A 26,420-nucleotide genomic window follows, 5' to 3' on the forward strand; every position below is an offset into this window, starting at 1 on the left:
CGGTTCGCTTTAGCGCTGCACCTTCGAAGCGAACGCCACCGCGTCGTGCGGATGCAGGCTTTCGTGGTGCGCCACGCGAAGGTGGAAGTCGGCGATGTTGCCGTCGTCCGAGAGGGCTTTCTGGATGCGACGGGCGGCGTCTTCGCAGAACATCAGGTTCTGGCCGTTGGCCAGCGCGAAGGCCTGCTCGTCGGCACGCTTCACGGCGGTCTGCACCGGCGTACCGAGCGCGTTCTCGACGTTGTCGATCATGCCGATCAGGTTGAACACGCCCTCGCCCGTCGGCTTGACGCGGATCGTCGCCGTGCTGCGTTGCGCGTGCGGCGTGGCGACGATGCCCTGCTCCGTGCCGAGCCAGGCGAGGATCGTCTCGCGGTCGAGCGGCTGGTCGGCGGCGAAGGTTTTCGCGAAGTTGTCCTGGATCAGCTGGCGCGACAGCGCGGCCGACGCCGGACACGTGGACGAATAGACGACGTCGGTGGTGATCTGCAGGCAGAACTCCGACCCACTCAGGGTGGCGTCGATGGTGATCGGGTAGGCGCGCCATCCGCTGTTGTCGCTCCGCAGCGACTTGCGGCGCACCAGGTGCTCGAAACCGATGGTGATGCGCGCATGGTCTGACAGGCCTTCATGCGACGACAGGAACGATTCCAGCAGACCGCGCACGCCCGCGACCGTCAGCGGTCCCGCCGAGAGGGCGTCCGAGACCAGCAGGTACAGGCGCGACATGTGGATGCCGCGCGCTTCCGGCTTGGTGAGGTTCACGAACGCACCGACGCGGGCGCCCGTCGAGCGGACGTCGCCGTCACCGGCATCGAACGCGACGGGCATTTCCATGCCGTCCATGCCCACCCAGTCGAGCGTGCCGATGGCCAGGGCGTGTTCCTGCGAGGCGACATCGGGCAGCAGGCGGGTGGGGGAATCGTGGATGTACATGGGGAAGATCCTTGGGACGAGCCGTCGGCCGGCTTACGGTGACCGAGATGGGGGTCGCGTTGATTGGCTCAATGGCTCGCCGTGGAAACGATCCGTTCAGCCGAACCGGCCGGCGTGCCGGGCGGCGAGCCAGGCGCGGATCGCCGTGGCGGGACCCGTGCGCGCCTGGCGCCGGTGCAGTTCGGCGAACGGCTCGGCGGCGCGGGAGGCGGACTTCGCGGTGGCGAGCGCCGTGCGTCCTTCAACACCCCGGAAGGTACTCAAGGGTTCCGCCAGCGCGAGCGCCTCGCGCAGACCTTGCGCCAGCTCGGCGAGCTGCGCGCGGATCGCGTCGCGGCGCGCCGGCGAGTCGGCCTTGAGCTGCCCGCGGGACAGGCCATGCCGCGCCAGTCGCGACATCGGCAGGGGGAGTCGCTCGCGCTCGGCGTCGAGCTCGAGCCGCGACAGCGCGAAGACGAGGTGCGCCAGCGTGGCCACGCGCGCGGCGGATTCCACCGGCGCGTCGACACCGAACCACCAGGCGTTCTCCAGCGCCGCGAGCGCCCCGTGCAATCCGCGCGACGCGGCGACCTGCGCGGCGAAGTCCGACGAGGTGCCCTGCTCCAGTTGCGCCATCGCCGCGAGCACGGGAGCGACCCACAGCGCGGACGGCACCTGCTTCGCGCGCGGACTCGCGAACAGGGCCTTGGTGAGCGGATGGCGACCGCCGCTGGCTGCGGCGCCCGAAAGTTCCTCGGCCCACCACTGCAGCTTCGCGGCGGCCACCTGTGGCTCGCGGATGCCGTAGGCGGACGAGATCAGCTCCTGTTCGAGCGCCGCCAGCGCGACGCGTTCGTCGCGCGAGGCCTCGTCCACGAAACCGAGCGCGATCCGCTGCTGCGGCTGTACGGCCAACCACTTGTCGACGAAGTTCTGCGTGGCGCCGTCGCTCATGCCGCGACCTCCTTCAGGCCGAGCAGCGCGGCGAGATCCGCGACGCCGTCCACGACGACATCGGCACCCCAGGTATCGGGATCGCCGCCGTCGAGGTACCCCCAGCGCACGGCCACCGTGTACAGGCCCGCCGCGTTGCCGGCGAGCACGTCGCGACGGTCGTCGCCGACGAAGACGGAGCGCGCCGGGTCGCAGCCCGCGGTCGCGCAGGCGTGCAGCACCGGTGCAGGATCGGGCTTGCGGACGGGCAACGTATCGCCCGACACGACGGCCGCCGGCTTCCAGTGCCGCACCGCGCGCGGTAGGAGCGCGTCGGTGAGGAAGCCCGGCTTGTTCGTCACGATCCCCCAGCGGACGCCGGCCGCGTCGAGCCCGGCCAGCATGGCCTCCACGCCGTCGAACGCCGTGGTGTGGCTCGCCATGTCCGCTTCGTAGACTTCGAGGAAACGCGGCACGAGGGCCAGAATCGCGTCCTCGTCGGCCGCGGGGAACGCTACGCCGAGCATCGCGCGCGAACCGCGCGAAACGACCTCGCGCACGCGCTCGAACGGCGGCGCGTCGACGCCCTGCTCCGCGCACAGCACGGTCAGCGCGGCATAGAGATCGCGCGCGCTGTCGAGCAGCGTGCCGTCGAGGTCGAAGAACACCCCGTCGGGCTTGAACGGCAGCGGGTTCATCCCACCTTCCTCGCCGCGAGCACGTAGTTCACGGAAGTGTTCCGGGAAAGGCTCGCATTGCGCGTGATCGGGTTGTACGCGAGGCCCTGGATGTCCTCGATCTCCAGCCCGAAGCGACGCAGCATCGCGGCCAGCTCGGACGGCTTGAGGAACTGCGCGTAGTGGTGCGTGCCACGCGGCAGCAGGCGCATGAGGTACTCCGCGCCGACGATCGCCGCGCCGAACGCCGCCGGCGTGCGGTTGAGGGTCGAGAGGAACACCTGCCCGCCGGGCTTCACCATCGCCGCGAGGTCGCGCACGATCGCCAGCGGGTCGGGCACGTGCTCGATCATTTCCATGCAGCAGACGGCGTCGAACGACGCCGGCTCGGCCTCGGCGAGCTCGGTGGAGGACTGCACGCGGTAGTCGACCTGGAGATTCGATTCGAACAGATGCAGCTTCGCGATCTGGATCAGCTTCTCGCCCAGGTCGATCGCGGTGACCTTCGCACCGGCGCGCGCCAGCGCCTCGCTGAGCAGACCGCCGCCGCAGCCGATGTCGGCGACCTTCGCCCCGCGCAGCTCGACGCGGCCCCCGACGTAGGCCGCACGCACGGGATTGAGATCGTGCAGCGGCCGGGATTCACCGTCCGGGTCCCACCAGCGCGCGGCGAGTTTTTCGAAGCGCGCGATCTCTTCCGCGCTGACGTTGGCGTTCTGCATGGTTGGGGACTCCATCGGTTCGTTCATGCCGGATCCGCCGCCGCGATGCGTTCGCGCCACGCGCGGGCTTTGGCGCGGATCGCCGCGCTGTCGATGCCCACGAGCTCGCCCGCGGACAGCTTGCGCACGCCGTCGATCCAGACGTCGCTGACCTGGTGCCGCCCGGTGGCGTACACCAGCTGCGAGGCGACGTGGTACAGGGGCTGGGTTTCCAGCGCGTCCAGACGCACGGCGACGAAGTCGGCGCGCTTGCCCGGCTCGATCGAGCCGATGCGGTCGCCCAGACCGATCGCCTTCGCGCCGTTGAGCGTGGCGGCACGCAGCGCGTAGGCGGCGTCGAAGGCGGCCGCGTCGCCGGCCACGGCCTTGGCGAGCAGCGCCGCGGTACGCATTTCGCCGAACATGTCGAGGTCGTTGTTCGACGCGCAGCCGTCGGTGCCGATGCAGACGTTGACGCCCGCGGCGCGCAGCTCTTCCGCGGGACAGAAGCCCGAGGCGAGCTTGAGGTTCGATTCCGGGCAATGCGCCACCGACGCGCCGGCCGCCGCGCACGCGGCGATCTCGTCGTCGGTCAGCTGGGTCATGTGAACCGCGACGAGGCGCTCGTTGACGAGCCCCAGCTTCTGCAGGCGCGCGAACGGACGGATGCCGTCCTTGGCCACGGCCTCCTCCACTTCCTGCGCGGTTTCGTGCGTGTGCAGGTGGATGGGAATGTCGAGTTCGGCGGCGAGATCGCGGATGCGCACGAAGTTGTCGTCGGACACCGTGTACGGCGCATGCGGCACGAACGCGGTGGTCAGAAGCGACTCGCCGCGCAGCGACGCGTGGACCTCGAGCGCGCGGTCGAAGTATTCGTCGGACGTCTTCGCCCAGGCGGTCGGGAAGTCGATCACCGGCAGGCCGATGACGGCGCGGAAACCCATCGAACGATACGTGGCCGCGATGACGTCAGGGAAGAAGTAGTTCTCGTTGGCGCAGGTGGTGCCGCCGCGGATCATCTCGGCCACGGCGAGTTCCACGCCGTCGCGGATGAAGTCCGGCCCCATCACGCGGCCTTCGGCGGGCCAGATGTGCTCCTGCAGCCAGGTCATCAGCGGCAGGTCGTCGGCGAGTCCGCGCAGCAGCGTCATCGGATTGTGCGTATGCGCGTTGACGAGGCCGGGAATCACCGCGTGCTCGGTCAGCTCGACGCGCTCGCGCGGCGCGAACGCGGTGCGCGCCTCGGCGATCGGCAGCACGGCCACGATCTGCCCATCGCGCACGGCGACCGCGTGGTCGTCGAGCACGACGGCGTGCGGCTCGACGGGGACGACCCATCGGGCTTCGACGAGGAGATCGATCGGGGTGGGGCTTTCGCTCATGGGGGCCTCGGTGGGGAAGTCGGGAGCCTCATACAAGAACGGCACGGCGCCTTGGGCTGCCGTGCCGCTCCTGTCGGTCGAACGTGCGGAACCTTACTTGACGCGGCTGTCGTACTCGCCCGTGCGGGTATCGACCTTGATCACTTCGTCCTGGTTCACGAAGAGCGGCACGCGCACGACGGCACCGGTCTCGAGCGTGGCCGGCTTGCCGCCGCCGCCCGAGGTGTCGCCACGGACGCCCGGATCGGTCTCGACGATCTTCAGCTCGACGAACTTCGGCGCCTGCACCGCGATGATCTGCGTTTCGTTGAAGAGCGTGATCTGGCACTCCTCGTCGCCCTTGAGCCACTTCCAGGCGTCGCCCATGGCGGCCAGGTTGGCGCGGTACTGCTCGAAGGTTTCCGAGTGCATGAAGACCCACTCGCGATCGTTGCCCGTGCCTTCGATGTACGAGAAGGTGGCGTCGGTGTCGACCGCGTTGGCCTCTTCGTACGAATCGCTGGACTTGAGCGTCAGCTCGGTGGTGCGGCCGTCCTTCAGGTTGCGCACGCGGATGCGCGTGAACGCCTGGCCCTTGCCCGGCTTGATGAAGTCGGCCTCGGTGATGACCCAGGGATCGCCGTTGTGAAGGATCTTCTTGCCCGTTTTGACGTCATTGAGGCCAAGGGTCGCCATGCGCTTTCTGCTCCAGAGTTAAATCCGCCCCGCTGGGCGGCTAAAATGGGGTCGTCACGGGCCCGCGGGCCCGATCCAAGGCCGCCAATGATAACCGCAAGCCCCACTTCCCGCCTATCGCCGCCCGTCCGGGACTGGCGCGAGCTCTGGCGGGAATCGTTCACGGACGCCGCCGCCCTGCTCGCGGCCGTCGGTCTCGCCGACCGCGCCGACCTGCTTCCGCCGGACGACGCCGGCTTTCCGCTGCGCGTGCCGCGCGGCTTCGCGGCGCGCATGCGCCACGGCGACCCGAGCGATCCGCTGCTGCTGCAGGTGCTGCCGCGCCGCGCCGAGCACGATGCCGCCCCGGGCTACTCGACCGACGCCGTCGGCGACATGGCGTCGAAGGCCGGCCATGGGATCCTGCACAAGTACGACGGCCGCGCCCTGCTCATCGCGAGCGGCAGCTGCGCCGTCAACTGCCGTTACTGCTTCCGCCGTCATTTTCCCTACGGCGAGGAAATCGCGGCGGCGGGCCAATGGCGGGAGGCGCTCGCGCGCGTTCGCGAGGACACCTCGATCCGCGAGCTCATCCTGTCCGGTGGCGATCCCCTTTCGCTGGCGACCCACAAGCTCGAGGAACTGACCCGCGGCCTCGCGGAACTGCCCCACGTCATCCGGCTGCGCATCCACACGCGCCTGCCCGTCGTGCTTCCCGAGCGCGTCGACGACGCCTTCACGGACTGGCTCGCGGCGATTCCGCTGCAGAAGGTGGTCGTGCTGCATGCCAACCACGCCAACGAATTCGACGCGGCGGTCGACGCCGCCTGTGCCCGCCTGCGCGGGGCGGGCGCCACGGTGCTCAACCAGGCGGTCCTGCTGCGCGGGATCAACGACGAGGTGAAGACCCTCGCCGCGTTGTGCGAGCGATCGTTCGCGGCCGGCGTCCTGCCGTATTACCTGCACCAGCTGGACCGCGTGCAGGGCGCGGCCCATTTCGAAGTGGACGACGACCGGGCGGTCTGGCTCGTCGACGCCCTGCGTGCCCGCCTGCCCGGCTACCTCGTGCCCCGGCTGGTCCGCGAACTGCCTGGCGACCCGTCGAAGCGCCCTATTGCCGATTTCGCGCGTTAGTATGGTGACCTTCCGGTCAGCATGATCCGACCGGACCGCGCTGGGGGGAGCGGGCCGGCAAGCCGGTTCGCGGGATGGGCAAGCGGCAATTCGGAACGGCATGAAACACGACAACGTCATCAGGATTCTCTTCATCGAAAACTCGGTTGAAGACGCCGAGCTTTTGATCAATGTCTTGCGGAACGGCGGCATCGCCGTCCGCCCCGCGCGGGCGACCACGCCCGACGACATCCAGGCGGCGCTCGACGAGAGCATTCCCGACCTCGTGCTGATGAATCCCGGCGTGCCGGGCATCGACACGGCGACCACCATGCGCCAGCTCGACGCGAGCGGCCGCGACCTCGCGATGATCGCGGTGGTCGACAGCCTGGACGACGACACCATCGCCGACCTCTTCGCCGCGGGGGCACGCGGCGTTGCCCTGCGCAAGCGCTCGGACCAGGTGCTCGCCGTCGTCCAGCGTGAATTCGAAGCGCTCTCCACGCGGCGCCAGGTACGCCGGCTGGAAACCGCGCTGCGCGAGACGGAGCGCCGTTGCGACGCCCTGCTCGACTCGTCGCGCGACGCCATCGCCTACGTGCACGAAGGCATGCACGTCCGTGTGAACCAGGCGTACCTCGAAGCGTTCGGCTTCGCCGAGTTCGACGACATCATCGGCCTGCCGATCCTGGACCTCGTCGCCGGCACGCATGCGGACGACTTCAAGAACACGCTGCGCGGCCTGTCCAAGGGCGACAGGATCCCGCCGCCGATGGAGCTGCTCGCGCGGCGCGACGATGGCGGCACGTTCAAGGCGTCGGTCGAATTCGCGCATGCGACCTTCGAGGGCGAGGCCTGCCTGCAGATCGTCTTCCGGCAGCAGATGGTCGATGCGGCGCTTGTCGCGCAACTCCAGCGCGACCCCGTCACCGGCCTCTACAACCGTTCGCGCACGCTCGAGTGCATCGATGAAGCGGTCGCTGCGGCGGCGGCCGGTCGCGCCGGCCAGGCCGTCCTGCTGGTGGAACCGGACAACTGGAAGGAGATCGTGGCCAGCGCGGGCATCGGCAACGCCGACCACCTGCTCGCGGCCCTCGCCGCCAAGGTCACGGAATCGATCGACCCCGACGAGGACGTCGCCGGCGTGCTCGGCGACCACACCCTGGGCCTGATCCTCTCCCCGCGCGGCGACCTCGAGCACGCGGCGCTCACGGAGCGTCTCCGCACCACCATCGCGGAAACCATCTTCGATGCCGGTTCGCGCTCGCTCACCGTCACGATCACGATCGGCGGCACCCTGATCGCCGAGAAGAACGCCAATACGGAAGCCGTACTCGACCAGGCCAGCGCCTGCCTGCGCGCGGCGCAGAACCAGGGCGGCAACCGGGTGGAACTGCACGACCCGAGCGCCCGCGAGAAAGCCGACGCCGAGCGCGAGCAGTACTGGCTCGACCTCGTGCGCGAGGCGCTGGCGCAGGACGGCCTGCGTCTCTACCACCAGCAGATCATCAGCCTGCAGGACGCCGCGGGCGAGTTCTACGAGATCCTCGTCCGCATGCGCGGCCCGAAGGGCGACGTGCTGCCGTCGTATTTCTTTCCGGTGGCGGAACGCAACGGCCTGCTACCCGCGATCGACCGCTGGGTGCTGGGCCATGCGATCGACGCCCTCGCCCACCGCGAGAACGACGGCCTGACCACGACCTACTTCGTGAAGATGACGCTGCAATCGCTCGAAGACCCCGAGCTGCTGCCCTGGCTCGTCCGCCGGCTCGAGTCGGCGAAGCTCCGCCGCAGCAGGCTGGTCATCGAGATGCCGGAGTCGAAGGTGCTCACGAGCCTGCGCCCCACGCAGGAATTCGTCGCGGGCTGGCGCAAGGCGGGTGGCGGCTTCGCGATCGAGCAGTTCGGATCGGGCCTCAACTCGTTCCAGATGCTCAACCACGTCGAGGCCGACTTCCTGAAGATCGACCGCAGCTTCATGACCGACCTGCCGCAGCATCCGGAGAACCAGAAACGGATCGCCGAGATCTGCAAGGAAGGCCACGCGTCGGGCAAGCAGACGGTCGCCGAATGGGTCGAGGACGCCGTGAGTACCTCGCTGCTCTTCGCGGCCGGCGTCGACTTCATCCAGGGCAACTTCCTGCAGGAACCCGCGAAGGTGCTGGCCGAGGAATACATGCCGGTGTAGGGGCGCACCTGGGCGCGATGGGTGCTTGCGGCAAGCACCCATTCGCGCCCAGGTGCGCTCCAACGACGGCGAAAACAAAAAAGCCCGCGATCGCTCGCGGGCTTTTTCGTGACCTTGCGGCGACCGATTACTCGGCGGCGGCAGCGGCGGCAGCCTTCTTCGCGACCTTGGCGGCAGCGGCGGCGGCGACGTCTTCCTTGATGCGGGCAGCCTTGCCTTCGAGGCCACGCAGGTAGTACAGCTTCGCGCCGCGGACCTTGCCCTTACGCTTCACTTCGACCGAGTCGATCGCACGGCTGTGCGACTGGAACACGCGCTCGACGCCCGTGCCGTGCGAGATCTTGCGCACGGTGAAGGCGGAGTGCAGGCCGCGGCTGCGCTTGGCGATGACGACACCTTCGAACGCCTGGACGCGCTCGCGGTTACCTTCCTTCACCTTGACGTTGACGATCACGGTGTCGCCAGGACCGAAATCCGGCAGCTGGCGGGTGATCTGCTCGGCTTCGAACTGTTGGAGGAGTTTGTTCATGGCGCACCTGTCAATTTTTATTACGGCGGTCGATATCGGCCGCACCGTTTAACCGTGAAACTCACGGCGGAATTCATCCAGCAATGCTCTCGACTCATCGTCGAGCGCACGCTGCGTTAGCAGATCCGGCCGGCGCAGCCAGGTACGACCCAGCGACTGCTTGCGACGCCAGCGGCGAATGGCCGCGTGATCGCCGGAAAGCAGGACCTCCGGCACGCCACCCCATACATCGTGCTGCACGGGACGGGTGTAATGCGGGCAATCCAGCAGGCCATCCGAGAAGGAGTCCTGCTGGGCGGACTGCACGTCGTTCAACGCGCCTTCCTGTAGACGACCCACCGCATCGATGACCACCGCTGCGCCGAGTTCCCCGCCAGACAGCACATAATCGCCGATTGAAAGCTCTTCGTCGACCTCGTGCTCGATCAGGCGTTCGTCCACACCCTCGTAACGTCCGCAGATCAGGGCGATTCGCGGCATCTTCGCCAGCGCTTCCACCCGTTTCTGCGTCAGCCGCGCACCTTGCGGGCTGAGGTAAATCACATGCACCGGTTCCGGTGCCGCCGCCCGAACCGCGGCGAGCGTGGCTCGCAGGGGATCGATCAGCATCACCATGCCCGGTCCGCCCCCGAAGGGCCTGCCGTCCACGGTGCGATAATTGTCGGTGGCGTAGTCGCGAGGGTTCCAGGCTTCCACCTGCAACAGTTCGCGCTGCTGCGCCCTTCCGACCACCCCGATCGCGGCCGACTGGCGGACGAAATCGGGAAACAACGAAACCACGTCGATGCGCATGACCGTCCAGGCTTCGTCGATCAGAACTCGGGGTCCCAGTCCACCACGATGCGCCCGGCGACCAGATCGACCGAATGCACGTAGGGGCCCTGGATGAACGGGATCAGGCGCTCCTTGTCGCCGTCCTTCGCCACCATGACGTCGTTGGCACCGGTGGCGAAAAGATGACTTACCCGACCCAGGCCGATGTTCTCCGTGGTGACGACCTCGAGGCCCTCGAGATCGGTCCAGTAGAACTCGCCTGGCGCGGGCGGCGGCAGCACGTCACGCGAGACCGTGATCTCGCAGCCGACGAGCGCAGCGGCCTGGTCGCGGTCCTCGATGCCCGGCAGGGTGGCGACGATGCCCTTACCCTGCGCGCGCCCGCGGACTCCGTTCATTTCCCGCTGCACGCCCGGCGCGGTGAGCAGCCATGGCTGGTAGCGGAAGATCTGGATGCGGGGCTCGGTCCAGCTTTCGAGCTTGACCTGACCCTGCACGCCATGGAGTCCGACAATGCGCCCGACCCGGACGCGTTTACCGGACTCCGTCGACATCAAGCAGCCAGCTTGCCGGCTTCCTTCACGAGGGCGCGGACCTTGTCGGTCAGCTGGGCACCCTTCGCGACCCAGGCCTGGACCTTGGCGACGTCGAGCTCGAGACGCTTGTCAGCGCCCGAAGCGACCGGGTTGTAGTAGCCGACGCGCTCGATGTTACGACCGTCGCGCGGGCTGCGCTGGTCGGTAACGACGACGTGATAAAACGGACGGCCCTTGGCGCCACCGCGCGAAAGACGAATCTTGACCATAAGTTACGAGCTCCAGAATGCCGCAGACCGGCAAGGCGCGCGCGAGAAGCGGGCGCGGTAAAGCCGGACATTTTAGCGAAAGTTTAGAAAAATGGAAGGGGTATCAGCCCCTTCCCGACTCATCGGGCCGCGTCAGCGCGGCGGCATCATCCCGCCCATGCCGCCCATGCCCTTCATGGCGCCCCGCATCTGACGGAGAAGGCCCTTGCTGCCGCCCTTGGACAGCTTGGACATCATCTTCTCCATCTGCATGAACTGCTTCAGCAGGCGGTTCACATCCGCCGGCTGCGTGCCGGAACCGCGCGCCACGCGGGCCTTGCGCGATCCGTTGAGGAGGTCGGGATGGCGACGCTCCTTCTTGGTCATCGAGCCGATGATCGCGACCATGCGCTTGAGCTCGTTGTCGTTGACCTTCGACTTGACGCTGTCCGGGATGCTCGACATGCCCGGCAGCTTGTCCATCAGCCCCGCGAGACCGCCCATGTTGCTCATCTGCTCGAGCTGGTCGCGCATGTCGTTGAGATCGAAGCGCTTGCCCTTGATGACCTTCTCGGCCAGCTTCTGGGCCTTTTCCTGATCGACCTTGCGCTCGACTTCCTCGACCAGCGACAGGACGTCGCCCATGCCGAGGATGCGCTGGGCCACGCGATCCGGATGGAACGGCTCGAGGGCGTCGGTCTTCTCGCCGGCGCCGAGGAACTTGATCGGGCGGCCGGTGACGTAGCGCACCGAGAGCGCCGCGCCACCGCGGGCGTCGCCGTCCGTCTTGGTCAGCACCACGCCGGTGAGCGGCAGGGCTTCCGAGAACGCCTTGGCGACGTTGGCGGCGTCCTGGCCCGTCATGGAATCGACGACGAACAGGGTCTCGATCGGATCGAGCGCGCCGTGCAGCGCCTTGATCTCGGTCATCATCGCGTCGTCGACGTGCAGGCGGCCCGCCGTGTCGACCAGCAGCACGTCGATCACCTCGCGGCGAGCGGCGACCACGGCGGCCTTCGCGATCTCGACCGGATCCTGCCCGGCTTCCGACGGGAAGAACGACACGTCGACCTGGCCGGCGAGCGTGCGCAGCTGCTCGATGGCGGCGGGACGGTACACGTCGCAGCTGACCACCATCACGCGCTTCTTCTTGCGCTCCTTGAGGAAGCGCGCGAGCTTCGCGACCGTGGTGGTCTTGCCCGCGCCCTGCAGGCCGGCCATGAGCACGATCGCCGGCGGCTGGGCCGCGAGATTGAGCTCGGTGTTCGCCGCGCCCATCAGCGCGGTCAGCTCGTCGCTGACGACCTTGACCAGCGCCTGGCCCGGCGAAAGGCTCTTCAGCACTTCCTGGCCGACGGCGCGGACCTTCACGCGCTCGACGAGGGCTTTCACCACCGGCAGGGCCACGTCGGCCTCCAGCAGGGCGATACGCACCTCGCGCAGGGTTTCGCGGATGTTTTCCTCGGTCAGCCGGCCGCGACCACGCAGGCGGTTGACGGTGTCGGAAAGGCGTTGGCTGAGCGATTCGAACATGGGGAATTCGGCATGAGATGCGGTGAATTCCGGATTATAGCTGGATAGCGGGCACGGCGAATGCCATCGTGTCGCATTCACGGTCGCGACCCGCTATGCCACACTGCGCGTCCATGATCGTCACCGCGCTCACCCTGGCCGCCATCGCGCTCTACCTGTCCGCCGCCGGCGTGCTCGCCCGGCCGCTGGCGACGGGCGGGCAGCCGCTCGCGCGCGTCGGCATGACGCTCGCCACGGGGGCCGCGCTGGCGCACGCCGCCGTGCTGCTGACCGCCCATCGGGGCACCCTCGACCTGCACTTCTTCGCGGCGCTCTCGCTCGTCGCCTGGATCGCCTCGGCGCTGACCCTCGTGGTCAACCTGTCGCGCCCCGTCGCCGGGCTGGGAATACTCATCTTTCCGCTGTCGGCGGCCCTCGTCGCGATCGACGCCTTCCTGGCGCCGCGCACGGCGCCCGAATCGATGAGCTGGCAAATCGAGATGCACGTGACGATCGCGGTGTTCGCGTTCGGCATCCTCTCGATCGCCGCGGCGCTTGCCATCCTGCTCGCTATCCAGGAGCGCGCGCTGCGACGCAGCCGCTTCGGTCACTGGCTGCGCGCCCTGCCCCCGCTGACCCTCACCGAGGTGCTGCTGTTCCGGCTGATCGCCGTGGGCTTCGTGCTGCTGACCCTCACGCTCGTCACCGGCGCCCTGTTCGTGGGCGACCTGTTCGGCCAGCACCTCGTGCACAAGACCGTGCTCTCGATCATCGCGTGGATCGTGTTCGGCGTGCTGCTCTGGGGCCGCTGGCGACACGGTTGGCGCGGCATCCGTGCGGTGTACCTCACGCTCGTGGGCATGGGCATCCTGCTGCTGGCGTTCTTCGGCACCAAGGCGGTACTGGAACTGATCCTTCACCGCACGCCCTGAAGCGCCACCCTCCGGCCTGGCCGCGACAGCTCTCGTTGGAGCGGACCTGGCCGCGATGGCTCTCGTTGGAGCGGACCTGGCCGCGATGGCTCTCGTTGGAGCGGACCTGGCCGCGATGGCTCTTGTGGGAGCGGACCTGGCCGCGACAGCTCTTGTGCGAGCGGACCTGGCCGCGACAGCCTTTCGCGACCGGGTGACAGGTCCTGCGGCGTGTCGCGAGGAGCCGTCGCGGCCAGGTCCGCTCCTACCTGACGCGGAGCGCTTCCTACGCGTCGCGACTGGCGTCGATCGCCTGCCCCAGCCGTTCCACGCCGATCACTTCCATGTCGCCGACGCGGCCGCGCTTCGGCGCGTTCGCCGCCGGTACCACGGCGCGGCGGAAACCGTGCGTCGCGGCCTCCTTGAGGCGCTCCTCACCGTTGGGCACCGGGCGGATCTCGCCCGAGAGGCCGACCTCGCCGAACGCGATCGTCTTCTCCGGCAACGGCCGATCGCGGAGGCTCGAGAGCACGGCCATGAGCACGGGAACGTCGGACGCGGTTTCCTGCACGCGGATGCCGCCGACGACGTTGACGAAGACGTCCTGGTCGTAGGCCGCCACGCCACCGTGCCGGTGCAGTACCGCGAGCAGCATGGCGAGGCGATTCTGCTCGAGGCCCAGCACCACGCGGCGCGGGTTGCCCAGCGACGACTGGTCGACCAGCGCCTGGACCTCCACCAGTAACGGACGGGTGCCTTCGCGCGTCACCATCACCGCGCTGCCCGGCGTGGGGCCCGCATGCGCCGAGAGGAAGATCGCCGACGGGTTCGGCACTTCGCGAAGTCCCTTTTCGGACATCGCGAAGACGCCCAGCTCGTTCACCGCGCCAAAGCGGTTCTTGAACGCGCGCAGCACGCGGAAGCGGCTGCCGGATTCGCCTTCGAAATACAGCACGGCGTCGACCATGTGCTCGAGCACGCGCGGACCGGCGATGCCGCCCTCCTTGGTGACGTGGCCGACGAGGAAGACGGACGTGCCGGTCTCCTTCGCGAAACGCGTGAGTTTCGCCGCCGATTCGCGTACCTGGCTGACGGAACCCGGTGCCGCGGTCAGCATCTCGGTCCAGATCGTCTGGATCGAGTCGATGACGAGCACGCGGGGCCGCGCGGACGCCGCCTGCTCGAGGATCCGCTCGATGCAGGTTTCGGCCAGCGCGTGCAGCGGCCCGAGCGGCAGATCGAGGCGCTGCGCGCGCTGTGCCACCTGGCCGAGCGACTCTTCGCCGGTGACGTAGAGGCTGGGCAGGGTCGCGCCGAGCGTGCCGAGCATCTGCAGCAGCAGCGTCGATTTGCCGATGCCCGGATCGCCGCCGATGAGCACCACCGAGCCGTCGACCAGGCCACCGCCGAGCACGCGGTCGAGTTCGCCGATGCCCGTGTTCGTGCGCGCCTCCGCCGTCAGCAGCACCTCGGTGAGCGGCGTGATGCGCGGCGCGCCTGCCGCCTCGCCGGCATAGCCGCCGCGGCGCGCGCCGGTCGCCACGGCGTTGGGCTTGGCCGGCTGCACCACGAACTCGGAAAGCACGTTCCATTCGTTGCATTCGGCGCACTGGCCCTGCCACTTGCTGTGTTCGGCGCCGCACTGCGTGCAGACGTAAGCTGTCTTGGCCTTGGCCATCGATGCGTGGATTCCGGAAAGTGATGCGTCTTTGTATCGCGAAGGCGTCGCAGGAGACGATACGGCCTTCAGGACTCGTCTTCGACGAAGAGTACGCGACGGGTCATGCCGCAGGTCAGGTCGTACGAGATCGTGCCCGCGGCGGCGGCGACCGTTTCGACGGGCAGGCCCTCGCCCCAGAGCGTCACGCGATCGCCCGGACGCGCATCGGGAACGGCGCGCAGGTCGATCGTGATGAGATCCATCGAGACACGGCCGACGAGCGACGCGCGGCGGCCGTTGACGAGAAGCGGTGTGCCCGGCGCGGCGCTGCGCGGGTAACCGTCGCCGTAGCCGATGGCCGCGACGCCGACGTTCATGTCCTCGGGGCACTCGTAGGTACCGTTGTAGCCGACGCGCTCGCCCTTCGCGAGGCGATTGATCGCGACGAGCCGCGTGGACAGGGTCATGGCCGCCCGGAATCCGAAGTCGGCGCCCGAGCGCCCTTCCACCACCGACAGCCCGTAGAGCAGCCCGCCGGTGCGGACCCAGTCGCCACGGGCGTCGGGCCAGCCGAGCACGGCGGCCGAATTGGACATCGCGCGCGGTCCAGGGAGCCCCGCCGTCCCTTCCCTGAAACGCAGGATCTGCAGCGCGGTCTCCTTGCCGCCGAACTCTTCCGACGAGGCGAAATGCGTCATCAGGCCGATCTCGGCATCGATCGCGGGCATGGCGCGGAGGGCCGCATGCACGTCCCTCGCGCGTGCCGGGTCGAAGCCCAGGCGGTGCATGCCGGTGTCCACCTTGATCCATACGCGAAGCGCGCCGCGCGCCGGGTCCGCCTTCGCCAGCCACGGCAGCTGGGCGTCGTGGTGGATCAACGCTTCCAGCCGCAGCCGTTGCATTTCGGCGATGTCGGAGGCGGTATCCGGACCCGAGAGCACCACGATGCGCTGGCGGTGCCCCGCCGCGCGCAGGCGCAGACCATCGGCGATCGCCGCCACGGCGAACGCCTCGGCCTCGCCGTCGAGCGCGCGTGCGACCCGCTCCAGCCCGTGTCCGTAGGCATCCGCCTTGACCACCGCCATCACCCGGGCGCCCTCCGCGAGCGTGCGAACGCGGGCGAGGTTGTGGCGCAGGGCACCGAGATGGATGGTGGCGACGGTGGTGCGGCTCATGGGCTCGAAGTGCGGGACGCTGGCTGGCAGGCCCACCAGTTTAGCCGCTTACGTCAGGCGACCACGGGGCCACCGCATGACAAAACGCGGCGGCCCGGGAGGCGGCCGCCGCGGATCGGGCGCCAGCAGACGCTCCGATCCGCGCCTGGACTCAATGAGCCAACTGGATCAGCGTCGAAGAAACCCAACCCTTGTTACCCAGTTCGTCCTGCACTTCCCACATCATGCCTTCTTTGGCACCCGTGGGATAAAGCATCATGCCCGGATCGAGCGTCCTCACGGCCGCACCGGTGCCTTGCGCGTTCGCCAGCAGTCGCCCCGGCTTCGCCATCGTGACGGCTTGCTGGGCGTTACTCGCGGACGCGTTGCCGTTGAGGCCGCCGAGCTCGTGTACCAGATCCGAATAGGCCTGAAGGTACGCCATGGTGATCACCTGGCCCATTTCGGTGTTCGCGTAGCCACCCACGCCCGCGGCACCCACGCCGGAATCGCCGAAGAGGGCGCCCGAACCGTTGATACCCAGATCCGTTTTCTTGGCCTGACCCTGCGCCATCGCGACCTGTTCGCTCGACCGGACATCGGTAATGGTGAGCACCACATCCGCGGTCTTGGAGCGGAAGCTCACATTGCTCGCGATGCGCCCCGCCTTGCTGCCCATGAGGCCGCTCAGCAAGCCGCCTACACCGCCACCACTCGAATCCGAGTTGCTCGAGATCAGGTCGGGCACCATGACGTAATCCGCCGCCTTGAGCTGCCCCTTGCCGACGTTGGAACTCACGCGCAATTCGCCATTGGCACCCAGCTCACGCTCGCGCATCGCCGAATCCAGGCCCGCGCCACGATCGACGAGAGTGAAGCAGTGCGACTTGTTGACGAACACCTTGATGAGCTTGGACGGCGCCGGGAGTTGCTGCGCTGTCCACCAGCTCTGTCCGCCGTCGGGCTCCTGCACCGCGAGCGTGCCCAGCGGCTTGGCACAGACCGGGATCTCGGTCATCTTCTCGTTGCGCAACGTCTGCGCGCTCTTGATCTGTGCCTGTGCGGCGGGTACGGCCGTCGCCATCGCGGCGATCGCTACCATGGCCATGCGCCGAGTTCTCGTGCCTTCCATATCATCCAGCCCCTTTGTGATCCGGCGGGTATGCAACCATCGGCCCGCCCGGATCGGAATGCGGGACGACGGACTTTCCACGACGAACGCCGCGATCTGAAAAAACAGTCGCGGTGCGCCATGGATTGAACGAAACGGAATGCGGCGACCGCGACAGCGCGGCCAGCAGATGGACGATCCTTGTCGTGAAGCCGGTCATGCACACGGCACCTTTGCATCCCCCGATGCGTCCCTTTGGTTTCCATCCTGCCGGATGGTGCGCGCCCGATGGTATCAAGTCGTGGCACCCACGACCACCGCAAGGCGTCGACCGACGCGGAAGCCCGGTCCGCGCGCCGGGCTTCCGCAGGAGCGCTAGCGAGCCAGGTCGAAGTTCGCCGACGAGACCCAACCGCGGTTGCCGTGCTCGTCCTCCACCTGCCAGTTCACGCCGGACTTCTCCCCGGTCGGGTAGACGGTCATGCCGGGGTCGAGCGTGCGTACCGCTTTGCCTTTCATGGTCGAGCTCTCGAACATGCGCGTGGCGACACGGATGCGGCCCGACTGACGGCTGCTCGCCGCCGAAGCGTCGCCCGGCATGCCTCCCATCTCGTTCACGAGTTTCGTGTACGCGTCGAGATAGGCCATCGTGATGACCTGGCCGATGGTGGTGTTCTCGTAGCCGCCGAGGCCGGCCCCCATGCCACCGCTACCACCACGGAAGAGCCCGGAAGCGCCGAAGCCGATATCGTTCTTCTCGCCATGGCCTTCCGTCAGCGCAACCTGCTCCGACGAGCGCACATCGGTGATCGTCAGCGTGACGTCGGCCGTCTTCGAACTGATGTTGAGGGAGCCCGCCAGGCGCCCCACGTTGCCCCCGATCAGCCCGCCCGCGATCGCGCCGAGCGCACTGCCGCCGGCGTCGGCGTTCTTCGAGACGAGGTCCGGCACCAGGACGTAGTCGGCCGCCTTGACCTGACCCTTCCCGACGTTCGCACCCCCACGCAATTCGCCTCCTGCGGCCAGCTCGCGCTCGCGCATCGCGGCGCTCATGCCCATGCCGCGGTCGAGCAACGTGAAGCAGCCCGACTTGCTGACGAATACCTTGATGAGCTTCGTGGGCGAAGGCAGCTGTTGCTGGGTCCACCAGTGCACATCGCCCTCCGGCTCGATGACCGAAATCGTGCCGAGCTTGCGCGTGCATTTCGGGATGGCGGCGACCTTGGCCTCGTGCTCCTTCTGCGAGCGGGTCACCATCGGGTTGCCGGTCGTACAGCCGGAAATCGCCAGTACGCAGGCAAGCGCGAGCGTCGCCGAGGCGGCGCGTCGGAATGTGGTTTGCATGATCGATCCTGTCTATGAGGTGCGCCCAACGGCTCGCCTCGCGCGCAGTCGGGCGCTCCCCACGCGAAGGCATCACGGGGGCGTCATGCTAGGAATCGTGGTCCTGACGGTCTTTAGGTCGTGACCCCGAAAAAGACTTCGGATCGCCCGCGGCGCGCTGTCAGGGGCGCCCGTGGAGGGCCTGGTCGATCGCCTTCTGCGCCAGAGGCGCCATCACCTCGTAACCTGCCGCGTTCGGGTGGAGGCCGTCGTCGCTCAGCTCTTTCCTGAGCATGCCGTCCTTGTCGACCATGGCCGCGTGATAGTCGAGATAGACGACGTGGTGGCGCGCCGCATAGGCGCTCATCCACGCGTTCAGTTCGCGAATCGACGCGGGCGGCCGCTGCGTCGTCTGCTTCGGATTCTGCACGTCGTTCACCGGCAGCAGGGACGCGAGCACGACGCGAATCCCGTTCGCGCGCGCCAGGTCCAGCATGGACGACAGGTTGTCCTCGATCGCTCCGACGGTGGAGGGACCGGTGTTGCCGGAGAGATCGTTCGTGCCGGCGAGGATCACGACCACCGCCGGCTTGAGCGCGATGACGTCGGGTCGAAAGCGGATCAGCATCTGGGGCGTCGTCTGCCCGCTGATCCCTCGGTTGATGTAACCGCGGCCGGGAAAGAACTCGCCGACCTCCCTGCCCCAGCCATCGGTGATCGAATCGCCCATGAAGACGACGCGCTTCTCACCGGACCGCGGCGCAGGCAGCGACGCGTTCTCCGCGGCGTAGCGCGCGAGGTCGGGCCAGTCGTTGAGGCGGCGCTCGATGTCCGCGCGCTGTTCGGGGGTCGGCGTTTCGGGGAGCACGATGCGCTCGGCGGCGATCGTGGCGGTGGCGCAGAAGAGGAGCGGGAGCATCAGGGCGATACGGCGCATCGGAGCATCCTTTTCGACAGGTCCGTCGCATCCTAAAGCGTCCGGTCATCCCGGAGCGAGTAGCGGTTCGCTCTACCGACACCTGGGGCGCACTTGCCCGCTGCCGCGGGATCGCCGATGCGATCGGCTCCCACCCGGTTCTCGTGACGGTGCTACCGAAGGGTGGGAGCGGATCGTATCCGCGATGGGTGCTTGCGGCGAGCTTGCCCGCTGCCGCGGGATCGCCGATGCGATCGGCTCCCACCCGGTTCTCGTGACGGTGCTACCGAAGGGTGGGAGCGGATCGTATCCGCGATGGGTGCTTGCGGCGAGCTTGCCCGCTGCCGCGGGATCGCCGATACCATCGGCTCCCACCGATCCAGCCCAGCCGCTAGTCGAACGTACCGACGTACGAATCCGGCGCCCAATTCTCGAACTTCGTGTAGTGGCCAAGGAAGGCCAGCTTCACGGTATCGGTGGGGCCGTTTCGCTGCTTGCCGATGATGATTTCGGCGAGGCCCTTATCGGGCGATTCCTTGTTGTAGTACTCGTCGCGGTAGATGAACATGATGACGTCGGCGTCCTGCTCGATAGCGCCGGATTCGCGCAGGTCGGACATCATCGGGCGCTTGTCGGCGCGCTGTTCCAGCGAGCGGTTGAGCTGCGACAGCGCGATCACCGGCACATTGAGTTCCTTCGCCAGCGCCTTCAGGCCGCGCGAGATCTCCGAGATTTCCGTCGCGCGGTTTTCCGAGTTACCGGGCACCTGCATCAGCTGCAGGTAGTCGATGACGATCAGGCCCAGGCCGTGTTCGCGCTGCAGGCGGCGGGAGCGCGAGCGCATTTCCACCGGCGACATCGCGGGCGTGTCGTCGATGAAGATCTTCGCGTCGGCGAGCATCGTGATCGCCGAGGTGACGCGCGGCCAGTCCTCCTCGGCGAGGTCGCCGTTGCGCAGGTGCTGCGCGTGGACGCGGCCGAGCGACGAGATCAGACGGAACGCCAGCTGCGACGCGGACATTTCCATGGAGAACACCGCCACGGATTTCTTGCCGCGCATCGCCGCGGCCTCGGCGAGGTTCAGCGCGAACGCCGTCTTGCCCATCGACGGACGCGCCGCGATGATCACGAGGTCGGACGGCTGCAGGCCGGACGTCAGTTCGTCCAGGTCCGTGAATCCGGTCGACAGACCCGTGAGCTGGCCGCGCTTCTCGTAACGCTCCGAGAGCATGCGGAACGCCTCGCCCGCGGCTTCGCGCACCGAGACGATGTCCTTCTTGCCACGCGCGCCCGACTCGGCGATGCGGAACACGCGCTGTTCGGCGAGTTCCATCACTTCCTGCACGCTCTTTCCCTCGGGACGGAAACCGTCCTCGGTGATCGCGGTGCCCGCGTCGATCAGCTGGCGCATCACCGACTTCTCGCGAACGATGTCGCCGTAAGCCGCGATGTTCGCCGCGCTGGGCGTCGAGTTCGCCAGTTCCATGAGGTACGTGGCGCCACCGACCATTTCCGCCATCTCGTTCGCGACGAACCAGTCGCCCAGCGTGATGGCGTCGCAAGGCATGCCCTTGTTCGCCAGCTCGTTGATGGCGCGCCAGATCATGCGATGGTCGCGGCGGTAGAAGTCGTCGTCGGTGAGCTTGTCGGCGACCTTGTCCAGCGAATCCGGCGAGAGCATCAGGCCACCGAGCACGGCCTGCTCGGCCTCGATGGAATGGGGCGGGATGCGCAGCGAGTCGATGGCGGATGGCTCGCGGCGGCGCTTGCGGTCGCCGCGCTCGCCACGCTCGGGATTGAAGGACATGGATTACCTCGTGTTGCAGACGGCGCCCACACCGGATCGGCTGGCCGTGGGGACGATCATACGCGCAGACGTCTCACGCGTTGAGAGGATAAGTCTGTGGATAACTTGTGGACGGAAACGAAAACGGGCGCCTTGCGGCGCCCGTCGTCGTGGATCGCGGTGAATCGGGGCTTACGCGCCGACGACCTTGACCTTGACCGTCTGCTGCACGTCGGCGTGGAGGACGACGATGACGTCGTACTCGCCCACGTTGCGGAAGGGGCCTTCGGCCTGGATCACTTCGCTCTTGTCGACTTCCAGACCCTTGGCGGTCAGGGCTTCGGCGACGTCGCGCGGCGTGACCGAACCGAACAGCTTGCCTTCCGGCGAGGCGTTCACTTCGATCGTGACCTCGGCGCCTTCGAGCTTGGCGGCACGACCCTCGGCACCGGAGAGCTGCTCCTTGGCCTTGGCTTCGTACTCGGCGCGACGGGCTTCGAACGCTTCGAGGTTGGCGGCGGTCGCGCGAGCGGCCTTACCGGTCGGGAGGAGGAAGTTACGACCGTAACCCGGCTTGACGTTGACCTTGTCGCCGAGATTACCGAGGTTCTTCACCTTCTCGAGGAGGATGAGTTCCATGGGATGTTCCTTTTCGTTAGCACGGAATGGGCCCCGTGCAGCCAGGACGGTTGTCCGAAATATCTGCAGGTGAGCGCCCCGGCCTCATGGCGAGGGCGCCCGACGATCAGACGTCGTGGTTGTCGGTGTACGGCAGCAGCGAGAGGAAGCGAGCGCGCTTGATCGCGGTCGCCAGCTGGCGCTGGTAGCGTGCCTTCGTGCCCGTGATGCGGCTCGGGACGATCTTGCCGTTCTCCGTGATGTACTGGCGCAGGGTGTTGAGATCCTTGTAATCGATCTCTTTCACGCCTTCGGCGGTGAAACGGCAGAACTTGCGGCGGCGGAAGAACTTGGACATGTCTGTGATCCCCGATTAGTCGTCGCTGTCGCGATCGTTGTCGTTATCGCGGCCAACGCGGCCTTCGCCGTCGTTGTCGTCGTCACGGCGACGCGAACCCTTCTGCTCGTCCTTTTCCTTGCTCTTGAGGATGAAGGACTGCTCGACGTCGGCTTCGTCGCGACGAATCACGAGGTGGCGCAGGACGGCGTCGTTGAAACGGAAGCCCGTCTCGAGCTCGTTCAGGGCGTTCTGCGAAACCTCGATGTTCAGCATCACGTAGTGAGCCTTGGCGAGGTTCTCGATCGGGTAAGCCAGCTGGCGGCGGCCCCAATCTTCCAGACGGTGGATCTTGCCGTTGTCGCCTTCGATCAGCGTCTTGTAACGCTCGATCATGGCGGGCACCTGTTCGCTCTGGTCCGGATGGACCAGGAACACGACTTCATAATGACGCATGGTGGCTCCTTGTGGATGCACCCCTCGCGGGGATGGCAGCCTCCCGGCGGGCCGGTGAGGCAAGAAACCCCTCCGGGCGGAGAGGTAGCCGCGCATTGTAAGGAGATTGGGCCGCCCGGGGCAAGCGGCCGCGCGTTCAGGAGACCGTGAAGCTCTCGCCGCACCCGCATTCGCCGGTGGCGTTGGGGTTGTGGAAGACGAACGAGGCGTTCAGGCCCTGGCGCTGGAAGTCGATGAGGGTGCCCTCCACCAGCGGCAGGCTCTTCGGATCGACCACCACGCGGATGCCGTCGATGTCCAGCACCCGGTCGTCCGCGGCGATGTCGCCCGCGAGGTCGACCACGTAGCCGAATCCGGAGCAGCCCATGCGCTTGACGGAGAAGCGCACGCCGCTGGCCTCGGGGGCTTTGGCCAGGAAGGCGCGCATGCGGTCGGACGCGGCGGGTGTGATCTGAATGCTCATGAAAACGTTTTCTGGCCGTGGTATATCGATGAACGGTGCCGTTCACGCGACCCTTACATTATCATGCCGGGTCGCGTCCCTTGCGCCTCAACATGCGGCGCCCTTTCTGGAGTTTCAATCGATGACGGTGGTAAGCGTCAAGCAGGCCCTCGCCGGCGGTGCATCCGCGGGCGAACACGAGGTGACGGTCCGCGGCTGGGTCCGCACCCTGCGCGAGTCCAAGGGTGGGCTTTCCTTCGTGAACGTGAGCGACGGCTCCTGCTTCGCCCCGATCCAGGTGGTGGCCACCGCCGATCTCGCGAACTACGAGACGGACGTGAAGCACCTCTCCGCGGGCGCCGCGGTCATCGCCACCGGCAAGCTCGTGCCGTCGCAGGGCAAGGGCCAGGCCTTCGAGATCCAGGCGACCCGCATCGAGGTCACCGGTTTCGTCGAGAACCCCCTCACCTACCCGATCCAGCCCAAGCAGCACTCGATGGAGTTCCTGCGCGAGGTCGCCCACCTGCGTCCGCGCACGAACCTGTTCGGCGCGGTCACGCGCGTGCGCCACACGATGATGACGGCGATCCACCGCATCCTGACGGAGCAGGGCTTCTTCTGGATCAACACGCCGATCATCACGACCTCCGACGCCGAAGGCGCCGGCGACATGTTCCGCCTGTCGACGCTCGACCTCGCCAACCTGCCGCGCGACGACAAGGGCAACATCGATTTCCGCAAGGACTTCTTCGGCCGCGAGGCGTTCCTGACCGTGTCGGGCCAGCTCAACGTGGAGGGCTACGCGCTCGCCATGAGCAAGGTCTACACGTTCGGCCCGACCTTCCGCGCCGAGAACTCCAACACCACGCGTCACCTGGCCGAGTTCTGGATGGTCGAGCCGGAGGTCGCGTTCGCCGATCTCAACGACAACGCCGACCTCGCCGAGCTGTTCCTCAAGGGCATCTTCAAGGCCGTCCTCGACGAGCGCCCGGACGACATGGCGTTCTTCGCCGAACGCGTCCAGCCCGACGCCATCACGCGCCTGGAAGCCTTCATCGCCAAGCCGTTCGAGCGCATCGACTACACCGAGGCCGTCTCGATCCTGCAGAAGTCGGGCAAGAAGTTCGAGCACCCCGTCGCCTGGGGCGTCGACCTGCAGACCGAACACGAGCGCTATCTCGCCGAGGAACATATCGGTCGCCCGGTGGTCGTCATGAACTACCCGGAGCAGATCAAGGCGTTCTACATGCGCCTGAACGACGACGGGAAGACGGTCGCGGCCATGGACGTGCTGGCGCCGGGCATCGGCGAGATCATCGGCGGCGCCCAGCGCGAGGAGCGCCTGGACTACCTCGACCGCCGCATGGACCAGTTCCATCTCGACAAGGCGACGTACGACTGGTATCGCGACCTGCGCCGCTACGGCACCGTCCCCCACGCCGGCTTCGGCCTGGGCTTCGAGCGCCTGCTGGTGTACGTCTGCGGCCTGTCGAACATCCGCGACGCCATCCCCTACCCCCGAGCGGCCGGGAGTGCCGACTTCTGAACCCCTGAGACGATCATGCCCCCTTCCCTACCCCGTCTCCTGCTCCTCGGCGCGGCCCTCGTGGCGCTCGGCGCCTGCCGGAGCATCGTGCCGCCGAACTTCCGCCCGCCGGAGAACCCGACGAACACGATCGACATCGCGAGGAAGACGCTCGAAGGCGCGGCACCCTGCTGCGGCAGCTTCGCCGACCTGTCCTACCAGGACATGCTGCCGTGGCAGCCGCAGCGCTTCGAGCTCAACAAGGACAGCCCGGTCGCCAATCTCAATGGCGACCGCAGCTACTTCCTCGCGTTCCGCCTGCCGCAGGGTGCGGCGCTGCCGTACACCATCGCGATGAAGTCCGAACTCAACGGACGCTGGCTGAGCTCGAGCTATCTGTTCGCACCGACGGTGGTGCTGCTCGACGACGCGTTCCAGCCGCTGCATTCCGAAGACATCCAGCTGTGCGAATACATCGGGTGGACGAGCGAGACGACGGGGGCGTTCGGCAAGTTCAAGGTCGTGGACGACAAGGCGCGCTACCTCGTCGTGTATTCCTCGGCGAAGCAGCAGCAGGGCCAGACGTACTGGGAACAGTCGCCCACCACGTTCTCGGCTGAAGCACCGGTGAAGATGAACCCGGCCGGCAGCTTCAAGATCGCCCACGGTCCGGACGGCGTGCTCTTCGTCGGTGTCCAGAACGACACCTACAAGCGCGCGATCAACAACGCGGTCTGCAAGCAGCCGCAGCAGGGCGACGGCGTGATCCAGACGATCCGCAGCGTGGTCACCACCGACCTGCTGCGCCAGGAGCCGGACACGAAGAAAGACAAGGACAAGGGAAGCTGAGCTGACGCCATGGTGACCGCCGTCTATCTCTATCTGCTGCTCCTGCTCGGCGCCGTGGCGTTCTTCCTGGTGCACTTCGTCGCGCAGTGGCGTTTCACCGTGCTGCTGCGCCAGCGCTACCCGGACCAGTGGAAGACCATCACCGAAGCCGACACCGGCCGGCCGAACGGCATGGCGAACTGGCTTCGGGTGCGGCGCGTGCTGCGCTCGGACGCGCCGGCCCTGTTCAACGACGACGCCCTCAACCGCTGGCAGCGCTGGTGGCGCCTGGCGCCCTGGTTCGCGTGGCCGTGCTGGTTCGCCGCAATGGCGATACAGTGGTGGGCGATGAAGCAGGGCTGATCCGCCCGACCCCAACCGCCCCAGGGAGCGAACGCATGGATCTTCGTCTCACCGGCCGTCACGCACTCGTCTGTGGCGCCTCGCAAGGCCTCGGACGTGCCACGGCGTTCGAGCTGGCCGAACTCGGCGCCAGCGTGACGCTGCTCTCCCGATCCGCCGACGCGCTGGCCGCCCTTGCCGCCGAACTGCCGGCCACGCAACCCGGCCAGACCCACCGCTACGTCGCCGTCGACATGCTCGACACCGACGCGCTCGCCGCCGCGGTGGAGGGCGTCGTCGCGGACCACTCGGTGCACGTGCTGGTCAACAACAGCGGCGGCCCGCCGCCGGGACCGGTCGCGAGCGCCGACACCGAGGCGTTCCTGAGCGCCTACCGCCAGCACGTGATCGCCGCGCAGGTACTCACGCGCGCCTGCCTGCCGGGCATGCGCGAAGCGCGCTACGGGCGCGTGATCAACATCATCTCCACGTCGGTCAAGGAGCCCATTCCAAACCTCGGCGTGTCCAACACCGTGCGCGCGGCCATGGCGGGCTGGGCGAAGACGCTCGCCTCCGAGGTCGCGAAGGACGGCATCACCGTCAACAACATCCTGCCCGGCTACACGCGCACGCCGAGGCTCGAGGCGCTGGTCGAGGAAAGCTGCCGGGCCGGGCGCTCCCGCGACGAGGTCGAGCGCGGGCTGCTCGCCAGCGTGCCCGCCGCGCGGTTCGCCGAGCCCTCGGAAGTCGCCGCGATGATCGCCTTCCTCGCCTCCCCCGCCGCCGGCTACGTCAACGGCACCAGCATCCCCATCGACGGCGGCCGCACCCGCGGCCTGAACTGAAGGG

At 67.6% G+C, this 26,420-nt stretch carries 28 protein-coding genes; 7 read left to right on the forward strand and 21 right to left on the reverse strand.

Annotated features, from left to right (window positions below; genetic code table 11):
* Positions 1–9 precede the first annotated feature (9 nt).
* The 6 genes from folE2 to efp form a co-directional block, all read right to left on the reverse strand.
* Complete coding sequence (gene folE2, locus J2X58_RS08260; protein WP_090052545.1) at positions 10–936, reverse strand: GTP cyclohydrolase FolE2; 927 nt, start codon at positions 934–936, stop codon at positions 10–12.
* A gap of 96 nt (positions 937–1,032) precedes the next feature.
* Complete coding sequence (locus J2X58_RS08265; RefSeq protein ID WP_310047504.1) at positions 1,033–1,869, reverse strand: squalene/phytoene synthase family protein; 837 nt, start codon at positions 1,867–1,869, stop codon at positions 1,033–1,035.
* A complete protein-coding gene (gph, locus tag J2X58_RS08270) occupies positions 1,866–2,546 on the reverse strand; it encodes a phosphoglycolate phosphatase (RefSeq protein WP_310047507.1) in 681 nt (226 codons plus the stop codon). The genes J2X58_RS08265 and gph overlap by 4 nt, the downstream gene beginning before the upstream one ends.
* A complete protein-coding gene (gene ubiG / locus J2X58_RS08275; RefSeq protein ID WP_310047916.1) occupies positions 2,543–3,247 on the reverse strand; it encodes a bifunctional 2-polyprenyl-6-hydroxyphenol methylase/3-demethylubiquinol 3-O-methyltransferase UbiG in 705 nt (234 codons plus the stop codon). The genes gph and ubiG overlap by 4 nt, the downstream gene beginning before the upstream one ends.
* Before the next feature lie 23 nt (positions 3,248–3,270).
* Positions 3,271–4,608 carry a TRZ/ATZ family hydrolase gene (locus J2X58_RS08280; RefSeq protein WP_310047509.1) on the reverse strand — a complete coding sequence of 446 codons (1,338 nt, stop codon included), beginning with the start codon at positions 4,606–4,608 and terminating at the stop codon, positions 3,271–3,273.
* A 93-nt stretch (positions 4,609–4,701) separates the two neighbouring features.
* Positions 4,702–5,283: an elongation factor P gene (efp, locus tag J2X58_RS08285; protein ID WP_090052535.1), complete on the reverse strand. Its 582-nt coding sequence runs from the start codon at positions 5,281–5,283 to the stop codon at positions 4,702–4,704.
* 87 nt (positions 5,284–5,370) lie between these two features.
* On the opposite strand from efp, the gene epmB reads away from it, so the two are divergent.
* The gene (gene epmB / locus J2X58_RS08290; protein ID WP_310047512.1) at positions 5,371–6,396 is read left to right on the forward strand and encodes an EF-P beta-lysylation protein EpmB; all 1,026 of its coding nucleotides are present in this window, start codon (positions 5,371–5,373) and stop codon (positions 6,394–6,396) included.
* A 100-nt stretch (positions 6,397–6,496) separates the two neighbouring features.
* On the forward strand, positions 6,497–8,563 hold the full coding sequence (locus tag J2X58_RS08295) for an EAL domain-containing protein (protein WP_310047514.1): 2,067 nt from the start codon (positions 6,497–6,499) through the stop codon (positions 8,561–8,563).
* Positions 8,564–8,690: 127 nt separating this feature from the next.
* Here the strand turns inward: J2X58_RS08295 and rplS are convergent, their stop codons facing one another.
* From rplS to ffh, 5 genes are all read right to left on the reverse strand, one after another.
* On the reverse strand, positions 8,691–9,092 hold the full coding sequence (rplS, locus tag J2X58_RS08300; protein ID WP_090052532.1) for a 50S ribosomal protein L19: 402 nt from the start codon (positions 9,090–9,092) through the stop codon (positions 8,691–8,693).
* Between the two features lie 48 nt (positions 9,093–9,140).
* Positions 9,141–9,884 (reverse strand): tRNA (guanosine(37)-N1)-methyltransferase TrmD, encoded by a 744-nt coding sequence (gene trmD / locus J2X58_RS08305; protein WP_090052531.1) that lies wholly within the window; start codon positions 9,882–9,884, stop codon positions 9,141–9,143.
* Between the two features lie 20 nt (positions 9,885–9,904).
* The gene (gene rimM, locus J2X58_RS08310; protein ID WP_090176079.1) at positions 9,905–10,420 is read right to left on the reverse strand and encodes a ribosome maturation factor RimM; all 516 of its coding nucleotides are present in this window, start codon (positions 10,418–10,420) and stop codon (positions 9,905–9,907) included.
* Positions 10,420–10,671, reverse strand: coding sequence for a 30S ribosomal protein S16 (gene rpsP / locus J2X58_RS08315; protein ID WP_029213716.1), 252 nt, complete (start codon positions 10,669–10,671; stop codon positions 10,420–10,422). Before rpsP ends, rimM begins: the two co-directional genes overlap by 1 nt.
* A gap of 132 nt (positions 10,672–10,803) precedes the next feature.
* The gene (gene ffh, locus J2X58_RS08320; protein ID WP_090052526.1) at positions 10,804–12,183 is read right to left on the reverse strand and encodes a signal recognition particle protein; all 1,380 of its coding nucleotides are present in this window, start codon (positions 12,181–12,183) and stop codon (positions 10,804–10,806) included.
* Positions 12,184–12,296: 113 nt separating this feature from the next.
* On the opposite strand from ffh, the gene ccsA reads away from it, so the two are divergent.
* A complete protein-coding gene (gene ccsA / locus J2X58_RS08325; RefSeq protein ID WP_090052525.1) occupies positions 12,297–13,094 on the forward strand; it encodes a cytochrome c biogenesis protein CcsA in 798 nt (265 codons plus the stop codon).
* A gap of 265 nt (positions 13,095–13,359) precedes the next feature.
* On the opposite strand, the gene radA is transcribed toward ccsA, so the two are convergent.
* The 10 genes from radA to J2X58_RS08375 all read right to left on the reverse strand — a co-directional run bounded on the left by radA (position 13,360) and on the right by J2X58_RS08375 (position 22,897).
* The gene (gene radA, locus J2X58_RS08330; RefSeq protein WP_090052523.1) at positions 13,360–14,751 is read right to left on the reverse strand and encodes a DNA repair protein RadA; all 1,392 of its coding nucleotides are present in this window, start codon (positions 14,749–14,751) and stop codon (positions 13,360–13,362) included.
* Between the two features lie 68 nt (positions 14,752–14,819).
* Positions 14,820–15,908 carry an alanine racemase gene (alr, locus tag J2X58_RS08335; protein WP_310047517.1) on the reverse strand — a complete coding sequence of 363 codons (1,089 nt, stop codon included), beginning with the start codon at positions 15,906–15,908 and terminating at the stop codon, positions 14,820–14,822.
* A 151-nt stretch (positions 15,909–16,059) separates the two neighbouring features.
* Complete coding sequence (locus tag J2X58_RS08340; protein WP_254779005.1) at positions 16,060–16,989, reverse strand: CsgG/HfaB family protein; 930 nt, start codon at positions 16,987–16,989, stop codon at positions 16,060–16,062.
* Positions 16,990–17,373: 384 nt separating this feature from the next.
* Positions 17,374–18,342 carry a CsgG/HfaB family protein gene (locus tag J2X58_RS08345; RefSeq protein ID WP_310047519.1) on the reverse strand — a complete coding sequence of 323 codons (969 nt, stop codon included), beginning with the start codon at positions 18,340–18,342 and terminating at the stop codon, positions 17,374–17,376.
* A gap of 160 nt (positions 18,343–18,502) precedes the next feature.
* Positions 18,503–19,258, reverse strand: a complete 756-nt coding sequence (locus J2X58_RS08350; RefSeq protein WP_310047520.1) for an SGNH/GDSL hydrolase family protein — start codon at positions 19,256–19,258, stop codon at positions 18,503–18,505.
* A gap of 370 nt (positions 19,259–19,628) precedes the next feature.
* Entirely contained in the window at positions 19,629–21,044 is a 1,416-nt protein-coding gene (locus J2X58_RS08355) for a replicative DNA helicase (RefSeq protein WP_090052515.1), read from the reverse strand.
* A gap of 171 nt (positions 21,045–21,215) precedes the next feature.
* The gene (rplI, locus tag J2X58_RS08360) at positions 21,216–21,662 is read right to left on the reverse strand and encodes a 50S ribosomal protein L9 (RefSeq protein ID WP_090052513.1); all 447 of its coding nucleotides are present in this window, start codon (positions 21,660–21,662) and stop codon (positions 21,216–21,218) included.
* A 106-nt stretch (positions 21,663–21,768) separates the two neighbouring features.
* Positions 21,769–21,999: a 30S ribosomal protein S18 gene (gene rpsR / locus J2X58_RS08365; protein ID WP_045830959.1), complete on the reverse strand. Its 231-nt coding sequence runs from the start codon at positions 21,997–21,999 to the stop codon at positions 21,769–21,771.
* Positions 22,000–22,014: 15 nt separating this feature from the next.
* Positions 22,015–22,434, reverse strand: coding sequence for a 30S ribosomal protein S6 (gene rpsF, locus J2X58_RS08370; protein WP_090052511.1), 420 nt, complete (start codon positions 22,432–22,434; stop codon positions 22,015–22,017).
* A 136-nt stretch (positions 22,435–22,570) separates the two neighbouring features.
* Positions 22,571–22,897, reverse strand: coding sequence for an iron-sulfur cluster assembly accessory protein (locus J2X58_RS08375; protein WP_090052510.1), 327 nt, complete (start codon positions 22,895–22,897; stop codon positions 22,571–22,573).
* 121 nt (positions 22,898–23,018) lie between these two features.
* On the opposite strand from J2X58_RS08375, the gene asnS reads away from it, so the two are divergent.
* Genes asnS through J2X58_RS08395 form a run of 4 tightly spaced genes read left to right on the forward strand, consistent with a single transcriptional unit; the run spans position 23,019 to position 26,416 of the window.
* Entirely contained in the window at positions 23,019–24,422 is a 1,404-nt protein-coding gene (gene asnS, locus J2X58_RS08380) for an asparagine--tRNA ligase (RefSeq protein WP_090052508.1), read from the forward strand.
* Between the two features lie 15 nt (positions 24,423–24,437).
* Entirely contained in the window at positions 24,438–25,250 is an 813-nt protein-coding gene (locus J2X58_RS08385) for a MalM family protein (RefSeq protein ID WP_090052506.1), read from the forward strand.
* 9 nt (positions 25,251–25,259) lie between these two features.
* Positions 25,260–25,592, forward strand: coding sequence for a hypothetical protein (locus J2X58_RS08390; protein WP_090052504.1), 333 nt, complete (start codon positions 25,260–25,262; stop codon positions 25,590–25,592).
* 35 nt (positions 25,593–25,627) lie between these two features.
* The gene (locus J2X58_RS08395; RefSeq protein ID WP_310047526.1) at positions 25,628–26,416 is read left to right on the forward strand and encodes an SDR family oxidoreductase; all 789 of its coding nucleotides are present in this window, start codon (positions 25,628–25,630) and stop codon (positions 26,414–26,416) included.
* Positions 26,417–26,420: the final 4 nt, after the last annotated feature.

It is taken from the genome of Luteibacter sp. 3190 (assembly GCF_031456385.1).
Lineage (GTDB): Bacteria > Pseudomonadota > Gammaproteobacteria > Xanthomonadales > Rhodanobacteraceae > Luteibacter.